General features: G+C 70.8%; 15 protein-coding genes. 6 read left to right on the top strand and 9 right to left on the bottom strand.

What is annotated here, in order from left to right; all coding sequences use genetic code 11:
- Positions 1-67: 67 nt before the first annotated feature.
- Both rpoH and AACG61_RS07690 read left to right on the top strand, forming a co-directional pair.
- A complete protein-coding gene (gene rpoH, locus AACG61_RS07695; RefSeq protein WP_411839415.1) occupies positions 68-976 on the top strand; it encodes an RNA polymerase sigma factor RpoH in 909 nt (302 codons plus the stop codon).
- A gap of 77 nt (positions 977-1,053) precedes the next feature.
- Positions 1,054-2,118, top strand: a complete 1,065-nt coding sequence (locus AACG61_RS07690; RefSeq protein WP_411839414.1) for a hypothetical protein — start codon at positions 1,054-1,056, stop codon at positions 2,116-2,118.
- 3 nt (positions 2,119-2,121) lie between these two features.
- Here AACG61_RS07690 and AACG61_RS07685 read toward each other — a convergent pair whose 3' ends face one another.
- Positions 2,122-2,883, bottom strand: a complete 762-nt coding sequence (locus AACG61_RS07685; protein ID WP_411839413.1) for an NAD kinase — start codon at positions 2,881-2,883, stop codon at positions 2,122-2,124.
- A 188-nt stretch (positions 2,884-3,071) separates the two neighbouring features.
- Here AACG61_RS07685 and glyA point away from each other — a divergent pair, with 188 nt between their 5' ends.
- On the top strand, positions 3,072-4,367 hold the full coding sequence (glyA, locus tag AACG61_RS07680) for a serine hydroxymethyltransferase (protein WP_411839412.1): 1,296 nt from the start codon (positions 3,072-3,074) through the stop codon (positions 4,365-4,367).
- Between the two features lie 127 nt (positions 4,368-4,494).
- Positions 4,495-5,742 (top strand): Nramp family divalent metal transporter, encoded by a 1,248-nt coding sequence (locus AACG61_RS07675; RefSeq protein WP_411839411.1) that lies wholly within the window; start codon positions 4,495-4,497, stop codon positions 5,740-5,742.
- Here AACG61_RS07675 and AACG61_RS07670 read toward each other — a convergent pair.
- From AACG61_RS07670 to AACG61_RS07645, 6 genes are read right to left on the bottom strand one after another with little or no spacing between them, the layout of a single operon-like run.
- On the bottom strand, positions 5,739-6,521 hold the full coding sequence (locus tag AACG61_RS07670) for a crotonase/enoyl-CoA hydratase family protein (RefSeq protein WP_411839410.1): 783 nt from the start codon (positions 6,519-6,521) through the stop codon (positions 5,739-5,741). The genes AACG61_RS07675 and AACG61_RS07670 overlap by 4 nt on opposite strands.
- Entirely contained in the window at positions 6,514-7,377 is an 864-nt protein-coding gene (locus AACG61_RS07665; RefSeq protein ID WP_411839409.1) for a hydroxymethylglutaryl-CoA lyase, read from the bottom strand. The genes AACG61_RS07670 and AACG61_RS07665 overlap by 8 nt, the downstream gene beginning before the upstream one ends.
- A complete protein-coding gene (locus tag AACG61_RS07660; RefSeq protein ID WP_411839408.1) occupies positions 7,370-9,295 on the bottom strand; it encodes an acetyl/propionyl/methylcrotonyl-CoA carboxylase subunit alpha in 1,926 nt (641 codons plus the stop codon). Before AACG61_RS07660 ends, AACG61_RS07665 begins: the two co-directional genes overlap by 8 nt.
- Before the next feature lie 10 nt (positions 9,296-9,305).
- Complete coding sequence (locus AACG61_RS07655) at positions 9,306-10,910, bottom strand: carboxyl transferase domain-containing protein (protein WP_411839407.1); 1,605 nt, start codon at positions 10,908-10,910, stop codon at positions 9,306-9,308.
- A gap of 36 nt (positions 10,911-10,946) precedes the next feature.
- Positions 10,947-11,435, bottom strand: a complete 489-nt coding sequence (locus tag AACG61_RS07650) for a lysozyme inhibitor LprI family protein (RefSeq protein ID WP_411839406.1) — start codon at positions 11,433-11,435, stop codon at positions 10,947-10,949.
- A complete protein-coding gene (locus AACG61_RS07645) occupies positions 11,435-12,595 on the bottom strand; it encodes an isovaleryl-CoA dehydrogenase (protein WP_411839405.1) in 1,161 nt (386 codons plus the stop codon). Before AACG61_RS07645 ends, AACG61_RS07650 begins: the two co-directional genes overlap by 1 nt.
- Before the next feature lie 177 nt (positions 12,596-12,772).
- On the opposite strand from AACG61_RS07645, the gene AACG61_RS07640 reads away from it, so the two are divergent.
- Both AACG61_RS07640 and cbiB read left to right on the top strand, forming a co-directional pair.
- Complete coding sequence (locus AACG61_RS07640; protein ID WP_411839404.1) at positions 12,773-13,324, top strand: histidine phosphatase family protein; 552 nt, start codon at positions 12,773-12,775, stop codon at positions 13,322-13,324.
- Between the two features lie 3 nt (positions 13,325-13,327).
- Complete coding sequence (gene cbiB, locus AACG61_RS07635; RefSeq protein ID WP_411839403.1) at positions 13,328-14,248, top strand: adenosylcobinamide-phosphate synthase CbiB; 921 nt, start codon at positions 13,328-13,330, stop codon at positions 14,246-14,248.
- Here cbiB and AACG61_RS07630 read toward each other — a convergent pair.
- Both AACG61_RS07630 and AACG61_RS07625 read right to left on the bottom strand, forming a co-directional pair.
- Complete coding sequence (locus AACG61_RS07630; RefSeq protein WP_411839402.1) at positions 14,245-15,027, bottom strand: transglutaminase-like domain-containing protein; 783 nt, start codon at positions 15,025-15,027, stop codon at positions 14,245-14,247. The two genes, cbiB and AACG61_RS07630, sit on opposite strands and share 4 nt — an antisense overlap.
- Positions 15,028-15,149: 122 nt before the next feature.
- The gene (locus tag AACG61_RS07625) at positions 15,150-16,214 is read right to left on the bottom strand and encodes a sensor histidine kinase (RefSeq protein WP_411839401.1); all 1,065 of its coding nucleotides are present in this window, start codon (positions 16,212-16,214) and stop codon (positions 15,150-15,152) included.
- Positions 16,215-16,227 lie beyond the last annotated feature (13 nt).

Here is a 16,227-nt window from a genome sequence, read left to right as displayed (position 1 = left end):
CGTCATCCTGTCCAGGAACCTGGCCGATCGACGCTGCGTTACCGGGTCTCTGCGAAAGGCTAGTATCATGGCGACCTATGGAAATCTTCCCGCCCCCAGTCCCGAACAGGGCCTGAACCGCTATCTGCAGGAGATCCGGAAGTTCCCCCTGCTGGAACCCGAAGAGGAATACATGCTGGCCAAGGCCTGGGCCGACCATGAGGACAGCGAGGCCGCGCACCGTCTGGTCACCAGCCACCTGCGCCTGGCCGCCAAGATTGCCATGGGCTATCGCGGCTACGGCCTGCCCCAGGCCGAGGTCATCAGCGAGGCCAATGTCGGCCTGATGCAGGCGGTCAAGCGATTCGATCCCGAACGCGGCTTCCGTCTGGCGACCTACGCGATGTGGTGGATCCGCGCCTCGATCCAGGAATACATCCTGCGGTCCTGGTCCCTGGTCAAGATGGGCACCACCAGCGCACAGAAGAAGCTGTTCTTCAACCTGCGAAAGGCCAAGTCCAAGATCGGCGCGCTGGAGGAGGGCGACCTTCGCCCCGAGAACGTCGCCCAGATCGCGACCGAGCTGAACGTGACCGAGAAGGAAGTCATCGACATGAACCGCCGCCTGTCGGGCGGCGACGCGTCGCTGAACGCGCAGGTCGGGTCGGGCGATGGCGAATCCGCCGCACAGTGGCAGGACTGGCTGGAGGATACCGACGCCAACCAGGCCGAGGCCTATGCCGAATCCGAGGAGCTGCACACGCGGCGTCGGATGCTGGTCGATGCGATGGACGTCCTGAACGACCGCGAGAAGGACATCCTGATGGAGCGTCGCCTGCGCGACGATCCGATGACGCTGGAGGACCTGTCGGCCCGCTACAGCGTGTCGCGCGAACGAATCCGGCAGATCGAGGTCCGCGCCTTCGAGAAGCTTCAGGACCGCATGCGCGTTCTGGCCCGCGAGAAGGGCATGCGCATCGCCGAGACGGTCGAATAGGCCACGCCGCGCGGCGCATTGCATAGGGGCCGTGCGGGGCGTTATGGTCGGGTGACCCTGCAGGACGACCCCTTGCCATGCGCCCGCCCCCCTCTGCCGCCCCCTCCGGAGCGGCGCCCCTGACTGCCCTGACGGAGTTCCAGCGCCTCGAGGCGCAGGGCCTGTGGCGCGAGTCGCCCGGGACCGAACCGCGCGAGGTGATCGTGTCGGTGGGCGAGGCGACGCTGACCCTGATGGACCCCCGCACCGACCGCCCCCTGTCGCATTGGTCGCTTCCGGCGGTCGCGCAGACCAATCCGGGCCGCATTCCGGCGATCTACACCCCCAATGCCGGCGCCCCTGACGAGACGGTCGAGATCGAGGACCCGCTGATGATCGAGGGGATCGAGCGGGTCCAGCGCGCCATCGCCAGCCACCGCGCGACGCCTGGCCGCCTGCGCCGGGTCGCGGCGGCCTTGGGCGTGGTGGGCATGATCCTGCTGGCGATCCTGTGGATGCCCGATGCGCTGATCCGCCATGCCGCCCGCATCGCGCCGCCCGCGCAGGCGCGCGGCGTCGGGCTGGCCGTGATGGCCGATCTGGAGCGCAGCGCGGGGGCGGTGTGCCGTCGCAATTCGGGGCAGCAGGTGCTGAACTGGATCTCGCCGCGCCTGATCGGGGCCGATGCGCTGGTCCAGGTGCTGCCGGGGCCGCTGAACGGGGCGCTGCGCCTGCCGGGGGACCTCTATGTGCTGGGCAACGACCTGTTGATGGCCAGCCCCGGCCCGGAGGCACCGGCGGGGCATCTGATCGCCGCGGGACTGGCGGTGGACGACAAGACCGTGACGCTGGACGCGCTGCGCCATGCCGGGCTGCTGTCCGCGCTGCGGCTGATGACCATCGGCAGTCTGCCGCAGCGCGCGATGGAGGGCTATGGAGAGGTCCTTCTGTCGCGCGCCCTGCCCCGGCCGGACCTTGCCGCCCTGCCCCCGGTCTTTGCCGAACGCGGCCTGTCGACCGAACCCTTCGCGCGCAGCATCGACCCGACCGGCGCCGCCGTCATGCCGCTGATCGAGGCCGATCCGATCCGACAGGGCACCGCGCCCCAGCAGCTGCTGACCGACGAACAGTGGCTGGCCCTGCAGCAGATCTGCGCGGGCTGAGCGTCAGACGAACTGTTCGCGCAGCAGCCGCTCGTCCAGGCCATGGCCCGGATCGAACAGCAGCCGGTGGCGGATGTCCTGGGCGCTGCGGATCTCCACGCGGGTGACATGGCGGACCGAGCGGCTGTCGGCATCGGCCATCACCGGGCGGCGGTCGGCGTTCAGCACCTCGACCACGACCTCGGCCCCCTTGGGCAGCAGCGCGCCGCGCCAGCGCCGGGGCCGGAAGGGTGCGATCGCGGTCAGCGCCAAGACCTCGGACCCGATGGGCAGGATCGGCCCATGCGCCGAATAGTTGTAGGCCGTGGACCCCGCGGGCGTCGAGACCAGCGCGCCGTCGCAGACCAGCTCCTCCATCCGCATGCGGCCGTCGACATGGATGCGCAGCTTGGCGGCCTGCGGCCCCTCGCGCAGCAGGCTGACCTCGTTGATGGCCAGCGCCTCGGTGCAGGTGCCGTCGGCGCAGGTCGCGCGCATGCGCAGCGGGTTGATGACCGTCTCCTCGGCGCGCATCAGACGCTCGGGCAGGCCGCCTTCGGAATAGGCGTTCATCAGGAAGCCCACAGTGCCGCGGTTCATGCCATAGACCGGCAGGTCGCGCCCCTGCGTCGCATGCAGCGTCTGCAGCATGAACCCGTCCCCGCCAAGCGCCACGACCACGTCCGCGCCCTCGATCGGGACTTGGCCATAGCGCGCCGTCAGCGCCGTCAGCGCGGCGCGCGCATGATCGGCATGGCTTGCGGTGAAATGCATGTGGGGCGTCATCGGCCGTCCTGTCCCTGATCGACCCGCACCATCACGCGCCCCCGCCGCGATGACAAGCCCCCGCCACCGCGCGCACCCCGCGTCGCGGCAGGCCCGATGCGGGTCGTTTTGTCACTTTCGGCATGCACGACGTTGCGTTAAAAGACGCCCACCCAACGCCGCCCCAGCCCAAGAAGGACGCAAGACCGATGAACGCACCGACCCGCGACAACGGCTTCTTCACCGAAACCCTGGCCAGCCGTGACCCCGACATTGCCCGCGCGATCACCCAGGAACTGGGCCGCCAGCGCGATGAGATCGAGCTGATCGCCTCCGAGAACATCGTCAGCCGCGCCGTGATGGAGGCCCAGGGGTCCGTCCTGACCAACAAGTATGCCGAGGGCTATCCGGGCAAGCGCTATTACGGCGGCTGCCAGTATGTCGACATCGCCGAGACCCTGGCCATCGACCGCGCCAAGGAGCTGTTCGGCTGCGAATACGCCAACGTCCAGCCCAACAGCGGCAGCCAGATGAACCAGGCCGTGTTCCTGGCCCTGCTGCAGCCCGGCGACACCTTCATGGGCCTTGACCTGAATTCGGGAGGCCACCTGACCCACGGCTCGCCCGTGAACATGTCGGGCAAGTGGTTCAACGTCGTCAGCTATGGCGTGCGCCAGCAGGACCATCAGCTGGACATGGACGCGATCGCCGAGAGCGCGCGCCAGCACAAGCCCAAGCTGATAATCGCGGGCGGCACCGCCTACAGCCGCACCTGGGACTGGGCCGCCTTCCGCGCCATCGCGGATGAGGTGGGCGCCTATCTGATGGTGGACATGGCCCATATCGCGGGCCTGGTCGCGGGCGGCGCGCATCCCTCGCCCGTGCCGCACGCGCATGTGGTCACCTCGACCACGCACAAGTCGCTGCGCGGTCCCCGTGGCGGCCTGATCCTGACCAACGACGCGGACATCGCCAAGAAGATCAACAGCGCCGTGTTCCCCGGCCTGCAGGGCGGTCCGCTGATGCATGTGATCGCCGCCAAGGCCGTGGCCTTTGGCGAGGCGCTGCGCCCCGAGTTCAAGACGTATGCCCAGCAGGTCGTGAAGAACGCCGCCGCCATGGCGGACGAGCTGATGAAGGGCGGCATCGACATCGTGTCGGGCGGCACCGACAACCACCTGTGCCTGGCCGACCTGCGCCCGAAGGGCGTGACCGGCAAGGCGACCGAGGCCGCCCTGGGCCGCGCGCACATCACCTGCAACAAGAACGGCGTGCCCTTCGACCCCGAGAAGCCCTTCGTGACCTCGGGTATCCGTCTCGGCGCGCCGGCCGGCACCACCCGCGGCTTTGCCGAGGCGGAGTTCCGCCAGATCGCCCGCTGGATCGTCGAGGTCGTCGACGGCCTGGCCGCCAACGGCGAGGAGGGCAATGCCGCCGTCGAGGCCAAGGTCCGCGACGAGGTCTCGGCCCTCTGCGCCCGCTTCCCGCTGTATCAGGGCCTGTGATCCGTCCCTGATTGCCGCGAACAGGCCCGCCGCACCCCCTGCGGCGGGCCTTTTTCGTCCTGCGGGTTTGCGCATCCTGCAGAATCCGGCCATGGTCCGCCAGTCAAGACAAAGGGGGGACAATCCATTGACGACACCAACCGACACCCCGCGCTGGAGCCTGGTCGGCCCGGGCCTGGTGGTCGCCGCGACCGGGGTCGGCGCCGCCGACCTGATCGCCACCACCGTCGCGGGCAGCAAGTACGGCTATGCCCTGCTCTGGGCCGTGATCGCGGGCTGCATCATGAAGATCGTCCTCGTCGAGGGCGCGGGCCGCTACAGCCTCGCCACCGGCAACACGATCTTCGAGGGCTGGGCCACGCTCGGCAAATGGACCAGCTGGTATTTCGGGCCTTACATCGTGATCTGGGGCTTCGTCTATGGCGCGGCGGCCATGGCGGGCACGGGGCTGGCGCTCTATTCGCTGATGCCGTTCATGGGGGTCCCGGCCTGGGGCATCCTGTCGGGCGTCCTGGGCATGGCGCTGGTCTGGTCGGGCCGCTACGACCGGTTCGAGCGCGTGCTGACCGCCATGGTCATCCTGATGTTCATCGCCATGGTCTTGGCCGCCGCCGCTACCCTGCCCAACCTGGGTGAGATCGCGACCGGCCTGGTGCCGATGATCCCGGACGGCGCGATGATCAACGTCCTTTCGGTCGCGGGCGGCGTCGGCGGCACGATCACGCTGGCGGCCTATGGCTACTGGCTGCGCGAGAAGGGCTGGAACAGCCCGCGCTTCATGTCGGTCATGCGCATCGACAACGCGGTCGCCTATCTGGTCACCGGCCTCTTCGTGGTCGCCACGCTGATCGTGGGGGCCGAGCTGCTCTATTCGGCGGGCATCGCGGTCGGCAACGGCGATCAGGGCATGGTCGATCTGGCCCGCGTGCTGGGCGAACGCTATGGCCCGTGGATGAGCAAGCTGTTCCTGATCGGCTTCTTCGCCGCCTCCTACAGCTCGCTGATCGGGGTGTGGAACGGGGTCAGCCTGATGTTCGCGGACTTCCTGGGCCATGCGCAGGGCAAGCCGCACGCCCATCCCGACCGCCTGGCGGGCGGGCGCTACTATCGCGCCTACATCGTCTGGCTGACCATCCCGCCCATGGCGATGCTGTTCCTGGGCCAACCGGTGCTGCTGATCCTGGCCTATGGCGTCTTGGGCGCGCTGTTCATGCCGTTCATGTCGGTCACGCTGCTCTGGATCCTGAACACCGACCGCGTGCCCGCCGAATGGCGCAACAAGCCGCTGACCAACATCCTGCTGGTGCTGTGCACGCTGGCCTTCGCGGCGCTGGCGGTCGATCAGCTGCGCGGCTCGATCATGAAGCTGTTCTAGGACTGCCAGCCGGGCTTGCGCTTCTCGAAGAAGGCCGAGATCCCCTCGGGGGCCTCGGCGCCCTGCCAGACGGCGACCAGCCGATCGATGCTGTCCTCGATGACGGCGGCGTCGATGCGCGGACCAAGCGCGCGGCACTGCGCCTTGGCCGCCGCGACCGCTCCCGGCGCCGCCTGCAGGAAGGGGGCCACCTCGGCCTCCACCGCCGCATCCAGCTCCGCCGCCGCGACGCGACGCGACACCAGGTTCAGGTTCACGGCCTCCGCGGCATCGAACAGCCGCGCCGAAAAGAACACCCGCCGCGCCGCAGGCTCGCCCATGCGGGCCAGCACATAGGGACCGATGGTCGCGGGGATCAGGCCCAGCCTGACCTCGGTCAACCCGAACCGCGCCGTGTCGGCGGCCACGACGATGTCGCTGACCGCCATCATGCCCACGCCCCCCCCGAAGGCATTGCCCTGAACCCGCGCGATCACCGGCTTGGGCAGCAGGTTCAGCGCCGAGAGCATTCCGGCCAGCGCCCGCGCCCCCTCGCGCCGCGTCGCGTCATCCGCGGCCATCTGCTCGCGCATCCAGCCCAGATCACCGCCCGCGCAGAAGCTGCCGCCTTCGGCCGCCAGGATCACGACGCGCACGGCCGGGTCAGCGCCCAGATCGGCGGCGGCCTGGGTCAGCTCGTCCATCATCGGGCGGGACAGGGCGTTGTGCTTTTCCGCACGCGTCAGCCACAGGGTCGCCACGCCACGGTCGTCGCGGTCGATGCGGATGGTGTCAGGCATCGGGGGCCTCCCTCAGGGCGCGGGCCATGGCGGCGACGCGGGTGATGATCTCCATGTCCAGCCCATGCGCGAAACCGCGCGCGTCCAGGTGCCGGGCCAGAGCCTCGGTCGCGACATTGCCTGCCGCGCCCGGTGCATAGGGGCAACCGCCCAGGCCGCCCACGGCGGCGTCGAACACCCGCAATCCACGGTCCAGGCTGACATCCACATTCTGCAGCGCCCGCCCGGCGGTGTCGTGGTAATGCCCGGCCAGACGGTCGGCGGGCAGCTCCTCCAGCACGGCGGCCAGCATGGCGTCGATGGTTTCGGGGCGGCCCTGCCCGATCGTGTCGCCCAGGCTGATCTGCCGGCAGCCCATGTCGCGCAGCGCGGCGGCCACGCGGGCCACGGCGGCCGGCGCCACCGGCCCGTCGAAGGGACAGTCGGTCACCACGCTGACATAGCCGCGCAGCGCCATGCCATCGGCCTGCGCCTGCGCCGCCACGGGGGCCATCCGCGCCAGGCTTTCGGCGTTGCTGGCGTTCAGGTTCGCCCGGCTGAACCCCTCCGATGCGCTGGCAAAGACCGCGACCGTGTCGGCCCGCGCCGCCCGCGCCGCCTGATAGCCGCGCAGGTTCGGCGTCAGCACCGCATAGCGCGTGCCGGGGCGGCGGGTGATGCCCGCCATGACCTCGGCCCCGTCCGCCATCTGCGGCACCCAAGCCGCGGGGACGAAGCTGGTGACCTCGATGTCCTCGAAGCCAGCCTGGCTCAGCAGGTCGACCAGGGCGATCTTGTCGGCGGTGGGGATCAGCCGCTTCTCGTTCTGGAGCCCGTCGCGGGGGCCCATCTCGAAGATGTTGACGCGCTCAGCCATCGACTGGCTCCAGCCGGATCAGGGGGGCGCCGGCCTCGACCTGATCGCCGGCCTGGGCCAGAACCTCGGCCACCACGCCATCGGCGGCGGCGGTCAGGCTGTGCTCCATCTTCATGGCCTCCAGCACGGCCAGCCGGTCGCCCGCGGCGACGGCCTGTCCCGCCGTCACATGGACCGCCTTGACCAGCCCCGGCATGGGCGAACGCGTCACCCCGTCCCCTGCCCCGTCAGCCGCCTTGCGCGCCAAGGGGTCCAGCGGAGTCAGATGCACCACGCGGCCGCCAAAGACGCCGACGCCCGCCGGATGTGTCACGACGCGGTGGCGGCAGGGCTGCCCGTCCACCCACCAGCGCCCCGACTGCCAGCGCACCTCATGCGCGCGGTCCAGCGTGACGCGCGCCGCGCCCGGCCCGGTCACCTCCAGCACCGCCTGACCGCCCTCCCATGCGATGGTGCGGCGCAGCGGCTGCCACAGGGTCGCGCCGCCGCGCTTGGCCGGATCGGCCAGCCCCGCCAGCCCGATGACGCCCAGAACCAGGGCGGCGCGGTCCTCGGCCCCGCCATCCAGCAGCGACGGCAGGTCGCGGGCGATCAGGCCGGTGTCGACCTCGCCACGCTTGAACCCGGCATGACGGGTCAGCGCGATCAGGAAGTCCAGGTTCGTGACCGAACCCGCGACCTCGGTATCGACAAGCGCCTGCTCCAGCGCCCGCAGCGCGATGGCGCGCGTCGCGCCATGGGTCACGACCTTGGCGATCATCGGGTCGTACCACGGGCTGATCGCGTCGCCCGGACGCACGCCGGTTTCGATCCGGGCGTGATCGGCAAAGCGCAGATGCGCCAGCCGCCCGGTCGCGGGCAGAAAGCCCGCCGGCACGTCCTCGGCGTATAGCCGCGCCTCGAAGGCATGGCCGGTCAGGGCGATGTCCTCCTGCCGCGCGGGCAGAGCCTCTCCGCTGGCGACGCGCAGCTGCCATTCGACCAGGTCGATGCCGGTCACGGCCTCGGTCACGGGATGTTCGACCTGCAGGCGGGTGTTCATCTCCATGAACCAGAACCCGTCGGGCCGCAGCCCGTCCGCGCCGTCCACGATGAACTCGATCGTGCCCGCTCCGGCATAGCCGATGGCCTCGGCCGCGCGCACCGCTGCACCCCCCATCGCTGCCCGCATCTCGGGCGTCATGCCGGGGGCCGGGGCCTCCTCGATCACCTTCTGGTGGCGGCGCTGCAGACTGCAGTCGCGTTCATAGAGATGCACGGCGCGGGTGCCGTCGCCGAACACCTGCACCTCGATATGGCGCGGCTGCAGGATGTATTTCTCGATCAGCACGGCGGGGTTGCCGAAGGCGCCCTGCGCCTCGGACCGGGCGCTGTCCAGCGCGTCGCGGAACTGCGCCGGGTCATCGACGCGCCGCATCCCCTTGCCGCCGCCGCCCGCCACGGCCTTGATCAGCACCGGATAGCCGATCCGCGCGGCCTCCGTGGCCAGATAATCGGGGTCCTGATCCGCGCCGTGATAGCCGGGCACGACCGGCACGCCCGCCTCCTCCATCAGCGCCTTGGCCGCGTCCTTGAGCCCCATCGCGCGGATCGCCGCCGCCGACGGCCCGATGAATACCAGCCCGGCCGCCACCACCGCATCGACGAAGTCGGGGTTCTCGGACAGGAAGCCGTAGCCCGGATGGATCGCCTGCGCGCCGGTGGCCCGGGCCGCGGCGATCACGCGGTCGCCCCGCAGATAGCTGTCGGCGGGGGCAGGCCCGCCCAGATGCACGGCCTCGTCGGCCATCTGCACATGGCGCGCATCGCGGTCGGCGTCGGAATAGACCGCGACGGTCGCCACGCCCAAGCCGCGGCAGGTGTCGATGACGCGGCAGGCGATCTCGCCCCGGTTGGCGATCAGGATCTTGTCGAACATGGCGGTCCCCTCACATCCGGAACAGGCCGAAGCGCGTCGGCTCGATGGGCGCATTCAGGCTGGCGCGCAGCGACAGGGCCAGCACCTCGCGCGTCTTGCGCGGATCGACGATGCCGTCGTCCCAGAGCCGCGCCGAGGCATAGAGCGGGTGCGACTGCCGGTCGAACATCTCGACGGTGGGGCGCTTGAACTCGGCCTCGTCCTCCGCGGACCAGGTGCCGCCCGCACGCTCGATCCCGTCGCGGCGCACGGTAGCCAGCACGCCCGCCGCCTGCTCGCCGCCCATCACGCTGATGCGGCTGTTGGGCCAGGTCCACAGGAAGCGCGGGCTGTAGGCCCGGCCCGCCATGCCGTAATTGCCCGCGCCGAAGCTGCCGCCGACCAGCATGGTGATCTTGGGCACGTTGGTCGTGGCGACTGCGGTGACCATCTTGGCGCCGTGCCGCGCAATGCCCTCGTTCTCGTATTTGCGGCCGACCATGAAGCCGGTGATGTTCTGCAGAAAGACCAGCGGGATGCCGCGCTGGCTGCACAGTTCGATGAAATGCGCGCCCTTCTGCGCGGCCTCCGAGAACAGCACGCCGTTGTTGGCGACGATGCCCACCGGGCAGCCCTCGACATGGGCGAAGCCCGTGACCAGCGTCTCGCCGAAGCGGGCCTTGAACTCGTCGAAGCGGCTGCCGTCCACGACCCGCGCGATGACCTCGCGGATGTCGTAGGGGGTGCGCAGATCGGCGGGGACCACGCCCAGAATGTCGTCGGGGTCCAGCGCCGGCGGCTCGGGCGCTTGCCACCGGACGGTCTGAGGGGCGTGGCGGTTCAGATGGCTGACCGCGCGTCGCGCCATGGCCAGCGCATGGGCGTCATCCTCGGCCAGATAGTCCGCGACCCCCGACAGGCGCGTATGCACGTCGCCGCCGCCCAGATCCTCGGCCGTCACGACCTCTCCGGTGGCGGCCTTGACCAGCGGCGGCCCGGCCAGAAAGATCGTGCCCTGACCGCGGACGATGATGGTCACGTCGGACATGGCGGGCACATAGGCCCCGCCCGCGGTGCAGGAGCCCATCACCACGGCGATCTGCGGGATGCCCTTGGCGCTCATCCTGGCCTGGTTAAAGAAGATGCGCCCGAAATGGTCGCGGTCGGGAAAGACCTCGTCCTGGTTGGGCAGGTTCGCGCCGCCGCTGTCGACCAGATACAGGCAGGGCAGATGGCATTCCTCGGCGATCTCCTGCGCGCGCAGGTGCTTCTTGACCGTCATCGGGTAATAGGTGCCGCCCTTGACCGTCGCGTCATTGGCCACGACCATCACCTGCTGGCCGTGGACCAGACCCACGCCCGCGATGACGCCCGCGCAGGGCGCCGCGCCGTCATATATGCCATGCGCGGCCGTCGCGCCCACCTCCAGGAAGGGGCTGCCCGGGTCCAGCAGGTTCGCCACCCGTTCGCGCGGGGGCATCTTGCCGCGGCTGGTGTGGCGCTCCTGCGCCTTCGGCCCGCCTCCGGCGGCGGCGGCATGGGCCGCCTCGCGCACCGTCTCCAGCAGCGACAGGTGCGCGGCGCGGTTGGCGCGGAACTGATCCGAGGTGGTCAGCGCGGCAGAGGTCAGCTTCATTCGTCGTCTCCCGGAGGTGAGGGGTTCGGGGGCCGCTCAGCGGCCTTCCTGCAGGAACCCGTCCAGATGGATGGCCTGACGCGCGGTCAGGTCCAGCGCGCATTGCCCGCCGGCAGGCCCGGCACCAGTGCCGCCGCCCCACCGGCTGGCCTCATAGTTGCAGGCCGCGTCACGATATTTGATCCAGGCCCGCTGCATGTCGCGCAGCGCGGGCTCCTGGCGCGCGACGGGGCTGCCCATGGCGGTCAGGTCGGCATCGGCGGACTTGGCGCGCGCCAGGACCTGCGCGTAGCGGTCGTTCAGCCGCGCGTCCCACCATTCGCGTTCCGCCCCGATGCACAGACCCATGCCCACGGTGCTGGAGCCGCCCTCGGCCTCCATGCAGGCCGCGGCGCCCAGGCCCACGCAATCCTCGTCCTCGCCGTCGCCCTCCAGGCAGGCCAGGACCGGCGCGGGGTCGAAGGGCAGGTCCTGCTGCGCCACCGCGGGCGTCGCCAGCAGCAGAAGCAACAGCGCCGCGCGCATCAGACCAAGCCCATCAGCTCGCGGCCGATCAGCATGCGGCGGATCTCGCTGGTGCCGGCGCCGATCTCCATCAGCTTGGCATCGCGGAACAGCCGGCTGACGACGCTGTCGTTCAGGAAGCCCGCGCCGCCCAGGGCCTGCACGGCCTGATGGGCCTGCACCATCGCCTGCTCGCTGGCGTAGAGGACCGCGCCGGCCGCGTCCTGGCGCGTCACCCGGCCCGCATCGCAGGCCCGCGCGACCTCATAGACATAGGCCCGTGCGGTGTTCAGCGCGACATACATGTCGGCGATCTTGCCCTGCATCAGCTGGAACGAGCCGACCGGCTGGCCGAACTGCTGGCGGCTGGCGACATAGGGCATCACCTCGTCCAGGCAGGCGGCCATGATGCCGGTGCCGATGCCCGCCAAGACCACGCGTTCGTAATCCAAGCCCGACATCAGGACGCGCACGCCGCGCCCCTCCTGGCCAAGGACGTTCTCGAACGGGATCTCGCAATTCTCGAAGATCAGCTCGCCGGTGTTCGATCCGCGCATGCCCAGCTTGTCGAAATGCGGGCCGGTGGAGAAGCCCGCCATGCCGCGCTCGACGATGAAGGCGGTGATGCCCTTGCTGCCCGCCTGCGGGTCGGTCTTGGCATAGACCACCAGCGTCGAGGCGTCCGGCGCGTTGGTGATCCAGTACTTGCTGCCGTTCAGCACATAGCGGTCGTTCTTCTTCTCCGCCCGCAGCTTCATGCTGACGACGTCGCTGCCCGCGCCTTCCTCGGACATGGCCAGCGCGCCCACGGCGCGTCCGCTGCATAGGTCGGGCAGGTATTTCGCCCGCTGCTCGTCCGTGCCGTTCAGCTTGATCTGGTTCACGCAGAGGTTGGAATGCGCGCCATAGGACAGGCTGATCGAGGCGCTGGCCCGCGCGATCTCCTCGGTCGCGACGACATGGGCCAGATAGCCCATGCCCGCACCGCCGAACTCCTCGGCGACGGTGATGCCCAGAAGGCCCAGCTCGCCCATCTCGGGCCAGAGCTGGTTCGGAAAGGCGTTGCTGCGGTCGGTCTCGGCGGCCAGGGGCGCCACGCGGTCCTGCGCCCAGCCATGCACCATCTCGCGCAGCGCATTCACATCCTCGCCCAGATCGAACTCCATGCCCCGTGCGAACATCGCGGCCCCCTTCCCGTTATTGAACGCTTGTTCATTTCCATAGCGCAGCGACCCCGCCCCCGTCAAGCAGGCTGCGCCGCCCCGGACCATGCGTCAAGGACGCAGCGTGGAGGCGCGGGGCTTGCCTGCGGCCTCGGCTGCGGGCAACAAGGCGCCGCGATCCCCCGTGAGGCCCCGATGCGCCTGATCCTGCTGCGCCATGCCCCCAGCCTGACCGGCGGCCTTCTGGCCGGGCGGCGCGACGTGGCGGCCGATTGCGGCGACCGGGCCGCGCTGTCGCGCCTTGCCGCGCGGATCGCCGCCGAAGCGGCGGGCGCGGGCGTGCTGGCCAGCCCCGCGCTGCGCTGCCGGCAGACGGCCGCGGCCCTGGGGCTGAGGCCCGATCGGCTGGACCCCGCCCTGTGGGAACAGGACCTGGGCGCGTGGGAGGGGACCGACCCCGCCCGCCTGCCCGACCTGGGGCCTCTGTCGCCCGACGCGCTGGCCGGGCACCGCCCGCCGGGCGGAGAGAGCTTCACCGACATGGCCGCGCGCGTGATCCCGGTCCTGACCGCGCTTGACCGCGACACGGTGGTCATCGCCCATGCCGGAACGGTGCGGGCGGCGCTGTCCATGGTGGTCGGGCCTGCGGCGCTGTCCTTCTCGGTCGCGCCCCTGTCGATGACCGTGCTGCGCCGCGCCGGGGCCGATTGGGCGGTGGACGGCGTCAACCTGACCTGGGGGACCTAGGGAATGGCGGCGCTGGCGGCCCTGGCCCTGATCCTCGATGCGCTGATCGGCTGGCCCGACGTGCTGTTCCGGCGGATCGGGCATCCGGTGACCTGGCTGGGCCGGCTGATCGCGGGGCTGGACCGGGGCCTGAACCGCGGAAGGATGCGGCGGGCGCGCGGCGCGCTGACGGTTGTTCTGGTGGTCGTGGCGGCGGCTTTGCCCGCGGCGCTGATCCAAGCGTGGGCCGGGGCCTGGGTGGCGGCGGTGCTGGCCTGGCCCCTGGTCGCGGCGCGCTCGCTGGACCAGCACCTGCGCGCGGTGGCGCGTCCCTTGGCGGCGGGCGATCTGGCGGGGGCGCGCTCCGCGACGGCGATGATCGTGGGGCGCGACGTGACGCGGGCCGATGCGGCCGCCCTGTCCCGCGCCAGCCTGGAGAGCCTGTCGGAGAATGCCAGCGACGGCATCATCGCGCCTCTGTTCTGGGCGGCGCTGGCCGGACTGCCCGGCATCGCGGCCTACAAGGCGATCAACACGATGGATTCGATGATCGGTCACCGCACCCCGCGCCATGCGGATTTCGGCATGGTCGCGGCGCGGCTGGACGATGCGGTGAACCTGATCCCGGCGCGGCTGACGGCGGTGCTGATCGCGCTGGCCGCAGGGCCGCGGGCGGGGGCGGCGCTGCGGGTGGCGTGGCGCGACGCAGGCGCGCACCGCTCGCCCAATGCGGGCTGGCCGGAGGGGGCGATGGCGGGGGCGCTGGCCGTGCGGCTGTCGGGACCGCGCGTCTATGCCGACCGGATCGCGGAGGAGCCGTGGCTGAACGGGGCCGCTCCCGATCCGGGCGCGGCCGACCTGTCGCGCGGCATCGCGCTGATCCGCCGCGCCTGCCTGCTGGCGGGCGCGGCGCTGATCGGCGTCGCGGTGCTGCAGGCGGGTTAGGCCGGGATCTCGGTCACCTCGACCCGCTGCACGCGCAGTTCGGCCGCGGTGGTCGTGGTCAGAAAGGCCACGTCGGTCGCGTCGCGCCCCACCGCGACCAACGCCATGCGGTCGGCCCGCGCCATGCCGGTCGGATCGACCAGATGCCAGTCGCCCGCCAGATAGACCTGCACCACCGCGTGAAAGTCGGGCGGCGACACGTCGGGCGCATAGACGCTGGCGATGCGCGCGGGGATCTGCGCGGCGCGGCACAGCGCGATCAGCAGATGGGCATAGTCGCGGCAGACCCCGCGCCGGTCCAGGAACGTGTCCGCGGCCGTGGTGTCACCCGTGCTGGCCCCCGAGACGTAGTCCAGGTTGCGTTCGACCCAATCGCGCATCGCCGCGACCAGCCCGCCGCCGGTCAGCCCGGAAAAGCGCGACCCGGTGAAATGGGTGAACCGTTCCGCCTGGCAGTAGCGCGACGGCAGCAGATAGCGCAGCGCATCGCCCGGCATGTCCTCGACCGCGACGGCGGCCAGCGCGTCCAGGTCGGGACAGGGGCGGGTCACCTGGACCTCGGCCGCATAGCGGCAGGTCAGCCCCTCGGCCACGCGCAGGACGATGCGCTCGCCGACGCCCTCCTCCGCGGGGACGCGGGCCAGCTTCTGGGGCTGGCCCAGATCGATGTCGGTGCGGTTCAGGACCTGTCCCGCGACGCCCGCCGCCTCGATCAGCAGCAGCGCCGGACCCGGGGCCTCCAGCGCATAGTCCAGCGTCACGTCAATTTTCATCCGCATCGGCGGGGTCTCCTGTCAGGGGGGCGGTGGGTAGGGTCTGTCGCGAAAGGCGCCAGCGATGGCCGCGCCGGCGCGGATTGTCAATCGCCGCGGGGCGCAAAGGTTCCGGGACGCAGCGACGCTCAGGCGGCGTCGGTCCGGTCCCGCTCCGGCTCCAGCCGCAGCGTGATGCCGAAGCGCGCACCGCCCAGATCGGAGCGGCCATGCGTCAGCCCCCCGCCCATCTGCTGGACATAGACCATGCAGATCTGCATCCCCAGCCCGCGCAGCCGTTCGGGGTCGAAATCGGCGGGCAGGCCCGGCCCGTCATCCGACAGCTCCAGCGTCAGCATGCCTGCGTCGTGCGACAGGTCCAGCGCCAGGCCGGGCGTGGTGCCGGGGCGGGCATGCTTGACCGCATTGCCGATCAGCTCGGCCAGGATCTGGCCGATCGCGGCGGCCTGACCGGCCGGCACGCGCAGCGCAGGGGGCAGCCGGTCGGTGACCGTGATCGGCGCGTTCAGCGCCTGCGCCAGGTCCGATGACAGGGCGGTGACGTAATCGGGCAGGCTGATGTCGCGGCTGCCGGGGTCCAGATGCAGCTGGTCGTGCACGCGCGCCAAGGTCGCGATGCGGTTGGCCGCGCCGCTCAGCTGAGAGCCCACGGGGCCGTCGGCATGCAGGCGCGCCTGCATCCGCAGCAGGCCGATGACGGCGGCAAAGCTGTTCTTCACCCGGTGGTCGATCTCTCCCATCAGCACCTGCTGACGCGCGATCTGCTCCTCCAGCTGCAGGCGGACCTGCACGGTGTCGGTCACGTCGCGCGACACGGCCATGATCCAGGCCACGCGCCCGGTCCCGTCGCGGACCGGCGACACGGTGACGTGCCACCAGCGCCGGGCCCCTTTCGCGGTCGGGCAGAACGCCTCGAACCGGGTGATGCGCCCGGCGCGGGCCTCGTCCATGGCGTGGCGCAGCTGCACCTCGGCCTCGGCGGGCCAGAGGGTGGGCCAGGGCTGGCGCGAGACCGAAGCGAAGTCATCGATCTCCATCGCGCAGAGGCCGTTGCCGTTCATGAACTGCAGCGCCCCGTCCAGGTCCAGAAGCTTGATGCAGTCGGGCGACGCGTCCAGGACCGAGATGGCGAACCCTGCCTCGGCCCCGACCAGCAGGTTCAGCGCGTGAAGGTTTGGATCGACGACAGCCATGATGCGGCGGAAC

Origin of the sequence: Paracoccus sp. ME4 (assembly GCF_046736325.1) — a bacterium.
GTDB lineage: Bacteria > Pseudomonadota > Alphaproteobacteria > Rhodobacterales > Rhodobacteraceae > Paracoccus.
Note: the sequence above shows the minus strand (reverse complement) of the source record. Positions and strands in the feature narration are given on the sequence as shown.